The 10,711-nt window shown below is 62.7% G+C and carries 10 protein-coding genes; 7 read left to right on the top strand and 3 right to left on the bottom strand.

What is annotated here, in order from left to right:
• Nucleotides 1–146: 146 nt before the first annotated feature.
• Entirely contained in the window at nt 147–1,619 is a 1,473-nt protein-coding gene (glmU, locus tag VN856_RS15165; protein ID WP_325690403.1) for a bifunctional UDP-N-acetylglucosamine diphosphorylase/glucosamine-1-phosphate N-acetyltransferase GlmU, read from the bottom strand.
• Between the two features lie 191 nt (nt 1,620–1,810).
• Here glmU and VN856_RS15160 point away from each other — a divergent pair, with 191 nt between their 5' ends.
• Entirely contained in the window at nt 1,811–2,173 is a 363-nt protein-coding gene (locus tag VN856_RS15160) for a PAS domain-containing protein (RefSeq protein ID WP_325690407.1), read from the top strand.
• 12 nt (nt 2,174–2,185) lie between these two features.
• Here VN856_RS15160 and VN856_RS15155 read toward each other — a convergent pair whose 3' ends face one another.
• Nucleotides 2,186–2,842 (bottom strand): TetR/AcrR family transcriptional regulator, encoded by a 657-nt coding sequence (locus tag VN856_RS15155; protein WP_325690402.1) that lies wholly within the window; start codon nt 2,840–2,842, stop codon nt 2,186–2,188.
• Nucleotides 2,843–2,978: 136 nt separating this feature from the next.
• On the bottom strand, nt 2,979–3,653 hold the full coding sequence (locus VN856_RS15150; RefSeq protein ID WP_325690400.1) for a TetR/AcrR family transcriptional regulator: 675 nt from the start codon (nt 3,651–3,653) through the stop codon (nt 2,979–2,981).
• A gap of 388 nt (nt 3,654–4,041) precedes the next feature.
• Here VN856_RS15150 and VN856_RS15145 point away from each other — a divergent pair, with 388 nt between their 5' ends.
• From VN856_RS15145 to VN856_RS15120, 6 genes are all read left to right on the top strand, one after another.
• The gene (locus VN856_RS15145; protein ID WP_325690398.1) at nt 4,042–5,241 is read left to right on the top strand and encodes a PPE family protein; all 1,200 of its coding nucleotides are present in this window, start codon (nt 4,042–4,044) and stop codon (nt 5,239–5,241) included.
• A gap of 87 nt (nt 5,242–5,328) precedes the next feature.
• Complete coding sequence (locus VN856_RS15140; RefSeq protein ID WP_325690396.1) at nt 5,329–5,535, top strand: hypothetical protein; 207 nt, start codon at nt 5,329–5,331, stop codon at nt 5,533–5,535.
• A 73-nt stretch (nt 5,536–5,608) separates the two neighbouring features.
• Nucleotides 5,609–6,364 carry a dTDP-4-dehydrorhamnose 3,5-epimerase family protein gene (locus VN856_RS15135; protein WP_325690394.1) on the top strand — a complete coding sequence of 252 codons (756 nt, stop codon included), beginning with the start codon at nt 5,609–5,611 and terminating at the stop codon, nt 6,362–6,364.
• The gene (locus VN856_RS15130) at nt 6,361–7,878 is read left to right on the top strand and encodes a sugar transferase (protein ID WP_325690392.1); all 1,518 of its coding nucleotides are present in this window, start codon (nt 6,361–6,363) and stop codon (nt 7,876–7,878) included. The genes VN856_RS15135 and VN856_RS15130 overlap by 4 nt, the downstream gene beginning before the upstream one ends.
• A 293-nt stretch (nt 7,879–8,171) precedes the next feature.
• Complete coding sequence (locus tag VN856_RS15125) at nt 8,172–9,422, top strand: class I SAM-dependent methyltransferase (RefSeq protein ID WP_325690406.1); 1,251 nt, start codon at nt 8,172–8,174, stop codon at nt 9,420–9,422.
• Nucleotides 9,423–9,558: 136 nt separating this feature from the next.
• Nucleotides 9,559–10,605 carry a glycosyltransferase gene (locus VN856_RS15120; RefSeq protein WP_325690405.1) on the top strand — a complete coding sequence of 349 codons (1,047 nt, stop codon included), beginning with the start codon at nt 9,559–9,561 and terminating at the stop codon, nt 10,603–10,605.
• Nucleotides 10,606–10,711: the final 106 nt, after the last annotated feature.

Here is a 10,711-nt window from a genome sequence, read left to right as displayed (position 1 = left end):
GTTATCGGTCCAGTCGTAGCTCATCTGTCGCCCTCGCCGATTCGGATCGGATGGTTACCCAATTGATTGCCTGTGAATGATGCGCCTCTGCATGGCTCGCCACTGAATAATAGGTAGCGAATCGCTGCTGCGCTGCTCCCTCGCCGTCATGTTGTCTCCGTCGGGGGTGGCTCGGCATCGGCTGCGCGCGCCTTCTCCGCGGCCTTTGCGGCCGCGCTACCGGGCCTTTTACGCACGACCCAGCCCTCGATGTTGCGCTGCTGGCCACCGGACACCGCCAGCGCACCGGGCGGAACGTCGTCGCGCACGACCGTGCCGGCTCCCGTGTAGGCCCCATCGCCGACGGTGACCGGGGCGACGAACATGGTGTCGGAGCCGGTGCGCACGTGCGAACCGACCGTGGTGCGTTGCTTGGATGTGCCGTCGTAGTTGACGAAGACGCTGGAAGCGCCGATATTGCTGTGCTCGCCGATGTCGGCGTCACCGACGTAGGTCAGATGCGGCACTTTGGTGCCGGAGCCGATCGTGGAGTTCTTGGCTTCGACGAATGCGCCCAGCTTGCCCTCGGCGCCCAGCACGGTGCCGGGCCGGAGGTAGGTGAACGGCCCAACCACCGCGCCGTCACCGATCGACGAGTCGGTGCCGTGGGTCCGCACCACCGATGCGCGGTCACCGACCGCGACGTCGGTCAGCGTGGTGTCCGGGCCGATGGTGCAGTGCCCGCCGATGCGGGTGCTCCCGAGCAGCTGCGTCCCGGGTTGGATGACGGTGTCGCGGCCGATGGTCACGTCGATGTCGATCCAGGTGGTCGCCGGGTCTACGACGGTGACGCCGCCCAGCTGATGGGCGGAGACGATACGGCGGTTGAGCTCGGCGGCCAGTTCGGAAAGCTGCACCCGGTTGTTCACGCCGGCCACCAGCGAGCTGTCGTCGACGTGCCTGGCCTGCACCACCTGGCCGTCCTGTCGAACGATGGCGATGACGTCGGTGAGGTACAGCTCCTGTTGTGCGTTGTCCGCGGACAGCCGGCTCAAGGCCGATCGCAGCGCGGCGATATCGAAGGCGTAGACGCCGGCGTTGACTTCGCGGATTTCCCGCTGTGACGGCGTCGCGTCAGCCTGCTCGACAATCGCGATCACCTCATTGTCCTGGGTGCGCAACGTGCGGCCGTAGCCGGTCGGATCGCTCAGCGTCGTGGTCAGAACGGTGACCGCCGCGCCGTGCGAATTGTGGCTGGCTACGAGATCGGCCAGCGTGTCGGCATCGAGCAGCGGGACGTCGCCGGCGGTGACGACAACGACGCCGCGGAAATCGTCGGGCAACGCCGACAGCCCACACAGCACCGCGTGGCCGGTGCCGAGCTGCTGGTCCTGCGTTGCGGTGTCGATCGGGCGCCCAAGGGTTTCGGCCAGTTCACCGATCGCGTCTTGGATGCGCTGGTGATCACGGCCGAGGACCACCACCAGGTGTTGCGGCGCCATCTTGGCGATCGCATGCAGCGAATGTGCCAGCATGCTGCGGCCGGCCAACGTGTGCAGCACCTTAGGGGTATCCGAGCGCATCCGGGTGCCGGCCCCGGCCGCCAGGACGAGGACCGCTGATTCGCCGCGCGTCGTCATCGAACCTCCTCGCCGCTGGCCGCTGGTTGGCACAGCCGTACATGTCGGCAAGCCGCCATCTGTCCAGCGTGTCATTATCCGCAGGCTCGCCGCAAAACACGACTGTCGTCGCCGATTCGGCAATGCACACCGCGATGGACAATAATCAAGCGGTGGAGCGACGACGAACCGCGCCGGCCAGCCGACCGCCGATGGAAGTGCTGTCGCAGTTGCCGGCGCTGGTGTTACTGGAGCGCATCCCGGTCCCCACATTGGCGGTCCTGCAGGACGGCACCATCGTGTTCGCCAACACGGCCTTCGCCGACATGGTCGGCCGTGATGCGGAGGAGGTCGTGGCGCTGAGGTTCCACGACATCTTCCATGGCGCGCTGGAAACGGAATCGGTGCTCTCGGTTGTCGACGGCCTGGCCAACATGGTCGTCGAGCTCGCGCACAAAGACGGCTCGACCGTGCGGGCACTGATGAGCAGGTCAGCGCTACGGCGTGCCGATGATGCGATCGCGCTGGCAACGTTCCAGGATCTCACCGAAGAGCTCTGGGCGAACGAGCACTAGTCGCTGCTGGAGTCAGGAGCCGTCGTGCTCGACGTGGCGCAGCGCCTCGCGGGCCAGGAATTCACGGTAGTAGCCCAGCGACGTCTCGGTCACGATGGCGGGGAACAGCAGCTCCCATATCTCGGTCAGTCGTCGAACGAGATCGGTGCCGTCGGTGGTCGCCTGGCAGATCATCCGGGTGCCGAACGTCGCGCCGATGATCGCTTCGCTGACCGCTCTCGGGTCAAGTTCTGATTGGATGTCGCCTTCGGCGATAGCCCTGCTCGTCTGCGCCGTCATCGACTCGATCCAGGCCGTGTAGGCCGCGCCGGCCGTCTCGTTGAATTTGCCGAACGCGAGACTCAACTGCTCGGCGGTGCGCACAACCGTGTTGGTGGCGAACAGATCCGCAGTGACGAACGTGCCGTGCAGGATATTTTCCAGCGCCGGAGAGAACGAGTCCGACATCGTGCTCAATTCGGCGACCACCAGGTTAGCGCCGTCCTCGATGATTGCTGACGCCAGCGACTCCATCGAGTCGAAGTGATGGTAGAAGGCGCCCTTGGTCATTCCGGTGCGCTCGATGATCGCGCCCCGATCGGCAGCCGCGAATCCGACCTCGTTGAACACCTCGACCGCGGCGTCGAGAATCTTTCGCCGCGTCGCTTCCGATCGAACCTGGCGGGCCATCGCCTATTACCTCCGGAGTTCCGGTTGTGCGCTGAGCTTCCGGACCATGGCCATCGCAACAATCCTGACTTGGCAAAAAAGACTAACAGGGCAGCGGGCCGGGTCATCAATCACCGGTTGCTGGTCGACCTCGTGATCACCTCGAACCCACTAGCGCGGACGTACTCCCGACCGCGATGTTCGTCCGACGTTTGATGAACTGACGGAAGTAATCGATCCGGTCGGGACGCACAAAGCCGGGCAGCGTCAAGGCCCAGGCGCTCTCGAGGTCGCGAAGGAATCGCTCGGGTTCGTCCAGGTTGCTGGCCTGGCGCAGTCCCATGTAGATCGACACCAGCAGACGTCCCACGTCGTGCGGGTCGCAGTCCTCATATACGTCCCCCTCGCCAATGGCGGTCTGGACGGATTGCGCGAGGGTGTCGGTCCATGCTTTGAGCAACGTCGCCTGCAGATCCTCGATCCGGCCGATCGACTCGAGCAGATGCAACGCCGCCCGGGAAATGTCGTCGGTCATGTCGCCGACGGCCAGCTGATAGGAGAAATCGATCAGCGTCTCGAGCCCGGAGAATTTTCGTGCCAGCAGGTCGGCGACCGCTTCGGTGGACCGGGTGGTCTGGTCGTCGATGACGGCCAGCGCCAGCGCATGCTTGGACCGGAAGTGGAAATACATTGCGCCCTTGGTCAATTCGGCCTCGGCAAGCACGTCGTCAAGGCCGACTTGGTGGTAGGGAAGCCGCGCGAACTGGCGTGCGGCGGCACGCAGAATCTGCTGGCGGGTGGTATCCGCCCGGGTGTCGGTTGTCTCCGTCATGGTTGGTCCACCTAGTAATGCTCCGCCGCGATAGTTTGACAACGGGCCCCTAGGTCTCGAGGCGTTGTTTTACAAGCGTAGTTCAATAGCGATCTTCAAGGGCCGATCGACGCGGCACGTCCGCTGCACGAGCCGAGTCGATATCATTCGGTTTGTGGTGAATCCAAGTTAACAGTGTTAGACCGAGCCTGGCAAGCTCTGACGACTAATAGTCTGCAGAGAGCTATGCATCATCCAAATAGTATGTAATATGCTTACTATGCGGGTTACCGGTCTGACCAGATCAAGGCTCGCGCGGCGCGCTGGGAGCGCCTCGGCGCGGCCTGCGTGGTCGGCTGTCGCTCACAACGCCGGCAGTGCCGGTGCCACCAGATGCGGCGGAACATAGATGCTCGACTTCGCGATGTTTCCGCCGGAAATCAATTCCGGACTGATGTATGCGGGGCCCGGCGCGGGGCCGATGACAGCTGCCTCAGCGGCCTGGGACGCATTGGCGGACGACCTGTACTTGGCGGCGGTCGGCTACGGATCTACGGTCTCAGACCTGACGTCGTCGTGGCTGGGCCCCTCCTCTCTATCGATGGCGACCGCAGCCGCCACCTTCGTGTCATGGATCACCGCCACCGCCGCGCAGGCTGAACTAACAGCCGCGCAGGCCACGGCGGCCGTCGCCGCCTACGAGGCTGCGTTCGCCATGACGGTGCCGCCGCCGGTGATAGCGGCCAACCGCGCGTTGCTGCTCGCGCTGGTCGCGACGAACTTCTTCGGTCAAAACACCCCGGCGATCATGGCCACTGAGGCTCACTACGTCGAGATGTGGGCGCAGGATGCCACGGCGATGTACGGCTACGCCGGCGCGTCATCGGCAGCATCGGCCCTGACGCCATTCACGACTCCGCTGGAAACCACCAACCCCTCTGGGGTTGGCGGGATGGCCGCTGCGGTGACACAAGCTGCTAGTACCTCGGCCGGTACGGGGGCCCAGACGGTGGCACCGTTGAGCTCCACGGCGGTGCCTGGTGCTCTGCCGGGTTTCGCATCAACGATCGCGTCGTCTACGACTTCGACGTCGCCGCTCTCCTCCGTGACGTCGTCGTCCGCAGTGGCGTCGGGGACGAGCCTGGTCTCCGGCGCTGCCTCGTCCGCGACGATGGCTACCTCGGGCGTCTCCATGCTCGGCTCGGCGGGCTCGCTGATGAATGCGTTCGGCCCGGCAACCGCCACAATTGCCCAGAGCTTCCAGATGTCCGGATCGGTGATGAGCACCGGCGTCGGTTCAGGAGCAGGTGCGTTGAGCTCACCCGGCTTCGGCGGTACAGCGGTAACCGCAACCACGGGTCGGGCAGCGTCGCTCGGAGCAATGTCCGTGCCCCAGGGCTGGACCTCCGCGGCGCCGGCATTCAGCCAGGTTCCCTCGGCGTTGCCTGGCGGAGCGCGCGTGACAACGCCAGTGGTGCCAACCAATCCGACGAGCCCGATGGCCGTTCCGCCGACGACTTCAGCGCAGCGGGTGGGCGTCAGTTCGCCCTTGGCTGCCCGCTACAACTTCCGCCCGCCCATGGTGCAACGGCCGGTATCCGCCGGTTGAGGCACCGGGGAGCTTGCGATGATCCAGCGATACCAAAGGTTCACGCAAAGCCTTAACAACATCCCAAAAGTATGTATACTGACCAATATGCTGATGGACGGTTTGAGTCTCGTAGGCGCTCCGGCCGCGACCCCGCAGTGCTATCCGTCCCGAGCCGGGCGCGGATGGTTTGCCGACGAAGCGTTCGTCGCCTTCATGCGTGTCGGGGCAGTGCAGTGCCGCGCCCGCTATGCCGGAAGTTTCACCATCGAGAAGTCCGTGCTGCATTCCGGATCCGATTACTCGGTGAACTAGCGCAGGCCAGTACCGGGCGACGAAGGAACATCACTATGCGAGCGCTGGTCAGCGGTACCGAGGGCGGTTTGATTTGCCGTCCTGCCCCAACGTTTTTCGGAGGCGGCCTTTTTTCGAAGGGAGGGCACGAGTGAGGTACATGCCCACTGACGTTGCCGGAGTAACGATCATCGATATCGAACCGGACCGCGATGATCGCGGATTCTGCTCAAATATATTCTGCAGCAACGAATTCGCCGAGCACGGACTGCGCTTCAACGTCGCGCAGACGAGCGTTTCCTATAACTATGCCAGAGGGACTTTGCGAGGCATCCACCGTCAGGTTGCTCCGAACGCCGTGGCCACGCTGGTCCGCTGCACCCGGGGTGCAATCGTCGGCGCGGCCGTCGACGTACGTCCGGAGTCGTCGACCTACGGCAAGCACGTCATGGTTCAGCTGAGTGCCGACAATCGCCGCGCTCTGTTTCTGCCGGCGTACGTTGCGCACGGCTTTCAAACTCTTGCTGACAACACAGAGGTCCTTTTCCAAGTCAGCGAGGTCTGTGAAGCCACCGAAGAGCAGGGATTCCGTTGGAACGAACCAGAATTCGGGATCGAGTGGCCATTGGCGGTCAGCGTGATCTCTGAAAAAGACGCCAACTGGCCGCTGCTCGCATCGATGAGGAGCGTCACGGCGACGATCGGCAAGTTGCCGACCGGACGAAATGAATCCACGGACGGCACCACCGTAATCGGTAAGCGATATGCCAGGGCGACTACGAGCCACGACGCGCTCGCATCCGACTATTCACGACCGGTGACGTACAACCGAGAGACCAGGCCCGCATGACTGTCACAAGCATAAAGACCCGCCCCAGTCGAACCGGCCGACCGATTGAATTGGTTCGTCCGGTTCCGACCTTCAAAGCTGCCACTGCGCGGCGCTGGCAGCATCAATACTCGCGACGTTTGCGAATCACCGATACATTTATCGTTTGCGCATCGGTAGGGCTCGCCCAGTACATCCGATTCGGCGACTCGCCACACGATTCGGTTTACAGCGGCGAGGTGTTGACGCTGTTTTCCGTTTTATTCGCGGCATTGTGGCTGTCGTCGATCGCGATGTTGCGCACCAGGTCGATTCGTGTCATCGGCGGCGGAATCGAGGAATATCGGCGGATCATCAACGCATCATTTTGGACGTTCGGAATTATTGCGATCGTGAATCTGCTGGCGAAGATATTCCTAGCCCGTGGGTACTTGGCCGTCGCGTTACCGGTGGGCACGATCGGGTTGCTGGTGAGCCGTGCAATGTGGCGCTACTACATCGCCGGCAAGCGAACCTCCGGCAAATATCAGACAATGGTACTGGCAATTGGAGATCGTAAGGCAGTCGCTCAGCTGGCGCAGGAACTGACCCGCAATCCTCGGGATGGCTACGTCGTGGTCGGGGCCGGTATCCCAGGGTACGGACCGTCGCGCGGCAAGACCCTTCTGGTCAACGGCCGGGAGATCCCGATTCTCGGAGACGAGGCGCACGCCGTGGCCGCGATCGGACAATGCGGCGCCGACACCGTCGCGTTGACGGGCACAGAACGTTTGGGCGGACAGGGGCTCAAACAATTGATGTGGCGGCTGGAGACGATGGATGTCGATCTGGTGGTCGCTCCCGGAGTGATGGATGTCGCGGAGGGCCGGCTGGCGCTTCGGCCCTTCGGCGGCTTCTTGTTGTTGCATGTGGAAAAACCGCAGTACGAGGGCGCCAAACGCTTCCAAAAACGCGCCTTCGACTTTGGCTTCGCACTGGCCGCCCTGATCGGTACGTCGCCATTACTCATTGCAGCGGCCATCGCTGTCAAACTGTCAAGCAAAGGCCCGGTCTTTTACCCGTCCGAGCGGATCGGTCTGGATGGAAAACCTTTTACCATGCTCAAATTCCGAACGATGGTAGACGGTGCCGACAGGCAAGTTCAGCAGTTGCTGTCTCTGAATGAAAGCCAAGGCGGGGTTTTGTTCAAAATTCGTGATGACCCCCGCGTCACTCCGGTTGGCAGAATCCTCCGCAGACTCAGCATCGATGAGTTACCGCAATTCATCAATGTGCTCAAGCAGGACATGAGTGTGGTCGGGCCAAGACCGCCGCTGAGACGAGAAGTGATGACATACGACGGCGATGTCCACCGGCGACTTTTGGTCAAGCCGGGCGTTACCGGGTTATGGCAGGTAAATGGCCGCTCGGACCTTCCGTGGGATGAATCGATGCGTCTGGACTTGTCGTACGTCGACAACTGGTCGATGGCGAGCGATTTTCTGCTTATCGCTAAGACTCTCAAGGCCGTCTTAGCCCGCGACGGGGCATATTGAGTGGCCAGGGGTGAGTTAGCTCCGGGTGGCCTGCGAGTTGTCGCCGCCCGGGCAGAAAAAGGCCTCAATCGTGGCCGGCGCCAACGTCTTTCTACCGATGGCAAGCACGGTGAGATGTCCCGCCAATTGGCCGCTAGTGCCCTCGCTGCATCGCCAGCAGCTGATCGCGGAACTCGCGAGTTGGGCTGGACCTCCCTGAAACGTCCGGGCCGCGGTGTGCCCCCGCCGCGGTCCGGGCTCGGTGTGACATGAAGGGCGACATCGAGGAAAGCGCGCCGGCGGCTGTGGCTCAGTTGCATTGCCGTTTGTGTGATTCGGGTCGACTGCGAAGCGTTTTGGACCTCGGCGCAACCCCGCCCTGTGACAAGTTCCTCACGCCCGGAGAACTTGATTTGGCAGAACCGAATTTCCCGCTGCACTTGCGGGTATGCGAGGACTGCCTATTGCTACAGATACCGGCGCTTGTCTGGCCGCATGGAGCCTTCACTGAACACGCGTATTTTTCTTCGTTTTCGGACGCCTGGGTACAGCACGCGAGGGGGTTTGTCGGCGACGCCATCAAGCGGCTCGGCCTTTCGACCGAGTCATTCATGGTGGAGGTCGCCAGCAATGACGGCTACCTGCTCCAACATGCGGCTACCAGGGGCATACCCTGCCTGGGGATCGAGCCATCGGTGAATGTGGGCGTCATCGCACGCGAGCGCGGTGTGCCCACGGTCTCAGACGTCTTGGATGAGTCACTGGCACGAAAGGTGCGCGGCGAATACGGTCCAGCAGATCTGTTGGTAGCGAACAACATCTACTCCCGTGTGCCGGATTTGAGGGCTTTCACGCGATCCCTGCGAACACTCCTCGCCGACGATGGATGGCTGAGCATAGAGGTGCACCATGCGCTGAAGCTGGTACGTGACAGTCAGTTTCACACAATCGACCACGAACACGTTCAGTACTACACGCTACTCTCGGCGACACGCGCGCTGGCCACCGCCGGTCTGTCAGTCGTCGACGCCGAGCTCTTGTCGACATACGGCGGTTCTCTTCGCATCTGGGCTCGTCCTGCGCGAATCGCCGCGCCACCCAATGATCGGGCCGTCGAGGTGCTGCGCCTCGAGAAAGCCGCGGGATTGCACCGCGCCGAAGGTTATATGCAGCTGCGACCGCACAGTGAGTCGTTGCGCCACAACCTGTTACGATTCCTGCTTCAGTGCCGCGCCGAGGGCAAGCGTGTGGTCGGCTATGAGGCGCGAGGCACCGGTACAACAATGCTCAACTACTGCGGGATTCGCAGTGATCTCCTCGACTACGTCGTCGACCGCAATCCGTACAGGCATGGCTGCTTCACGCCCGGCACGCGGATTCCGACGTACGACCCGAAGCGCATCGGTAACGACCATCCCGATGTCGTATTGGCGCTGTCGTGGGATCTTGAGGCCGATTTGGTCGAGAAGCTCAGCTATATCGGCGAGTGGGGCGGCCAACTGATCTTTCCCCGAACCTTGCAGAGCTCAATCGCGTTGGTGAGCAACGGTGATGGGGTCAAATAGCCATGACTACTTATCGAACGTTGCGCCCAAACGTGCTCGCGGCGACACCGACCGCAGGCGAGAGCATGACAAGGTGACGACATTGACCGGTGCCGGCATCCCGCGCGAACGTGTTGAAGGCGCGAATCCACTTCGGGTGGCGTGGCTTTCGCCGCTGATGCGTCCGCTGGCGCGGGTGCAGGCCGAAGCGCTTCGTGCGCGAGGTATAGACGTGCTGTTGGTGACCACGGATCGCCATCCGGAGTCAGATGCGCGACGTGACTACGAGATGGTTCTCGATCTGAGGTTCCGGACGGCGTCGACGTGGCTGGCTGCCTGGCGCCGAATACGTGAGCATCGGCCAGACGTCGTGATCGCCGAGCAGGTTCGCGACCCTCGCTGGATCGCGCTGGCCGGGCGCACCCCACGTATCCAGCTTGTGCACGACGAGCGGCGCGAGGAAGGCGGTCGACGGCGGCGAGCCTTCGCGCGCGCCATGTTTGACCGCTGGGCATCTCGCTCCGCGGCCACCGTGACCTACAGCAACTACGCCGCTATTGCTGTCGCTATCCGCCGCGACGTGGCTGGAACCCCCGTTAACGTGTTGCCGCTCTGCAGCGACCTGGATCCCGCGCTGGTTCCTCCTTTCGCCGGCCCCGAAGAGCGGCACGATTTCGTCGTGGCCGGCCAGCTGGGCTCGCAAAAAAATATCGACGTTGTCCTCGAAGCCTGGCAGCGACATGTTGACGGAGGCAGCTGGCGCGGAGACGAGCTGCTGCTGATCGGTAACGGTCCGCTGGTCATCCGGACCCTTCCGGCCTACGTCCGTTGGCGCCCCGGCAATTACCGCTATCAGGACGTCGTCTCCACACTGGCCGCAGCGAAGGGTTCGGTTGCGCACTACCGTGTTGCGTCACAAAGTGGCGTGCAGATGCTGTCGATGCATCTGGGCGTCATGCCGATCGTCTCACCGGTCGGCGGCTTACCGGAATACCAGCCCCCGGTCTTTCCCCCGATCGCGGTGGACGACGTGGCAGGGCTGACTGCCGCATTCGATGAACTGGCAGATCCGCTCACCGCGACCTTGCGCGGTGCAGCGGCGGCGCGTCATTACGCAGATTCGTTCGCCGTGGATCGCGCCGCCGACGGGCTGTCGATGGTGCTCGCCGATGTGGGCCGTCGAATCCGGAAGGCATCCGTGTGAGCATCGGAACGCGCGGATGCGTTGATCAGAGCTACAAGACTACAAATACCCTATTTAGCTTGTAATCCGTCATTTGGTATGTATTATTGAGTTTGCACGGACAACT

Origin of the sequence: Mycobacterium sp., assembly GCF_035603715.1 — a bacterium.
Lineage (GTDB): Bacteria > Actinomycetota > Actinomycetes > Mycobacteriales > Mycobacteriaceae > Mycobacterium.
The sequence above is the reverse complement of the archived record's forward strand: the minus strand, read 5'-3'. Positions and strand labels throughout refer to the sequence as shown.

What these genes read in the sequence shown, in the direction of transcription:
- glmU (WP_325690403.1), bottom strand. Translation starts at nt 1,619, where the DNA reads ATGACGACGCGCGGCGAATCAGCGGTCCTCGTCCTGGCGGCCGGGGCC.
- VN856_RS15160 (WP_325690407.1), top strand. Translation starts at nt 1,811, where the DNA reads ATGGAAGTGCTGTCGCAGTTGCCGGCGCTGGTGTTACTGGAGCGCATC.
- VN856_RS15155 (WP_325690402.1), bottom strand. Translation starts at nt 2,842, where the DNA reads ATGGCCCGCCAGGTTCGATCGGAAGCGACGCGGCGAAAGATTCTCGAC.
- VN856_RS15150 (WP_325690400.1), bottom strand. Translation starts at nt 3,653, where the DNA reads ATGACGGAGACAACCGACACCCGGGCGGATACCACCCGCCAGCAGATT.
- VN856_RS15145 (WP_325690398.1), top strand. Translation starts at nt 4,042, where the DNA reads ATGCTCGACTTCGCGATGTTTCCGCCGGAAATCAATTCCGGACTGATG.
- VN856_RS15140 (WP_325690396.1), top strand. Translation starts at nt 5,329, where the DNA reads ATGCTGATGGACGGTTTGAGTCTCGTAGGCGCTCCGGCCGCGACCCCG.
- VN856_RS15130 (WP_325690392.1), top strand. Translation starts at nt 6,361, where the DNA reads ATGACTGTCACAAGCATAAAGACCCGCCCCAGTCGAACCGGCCGACCG.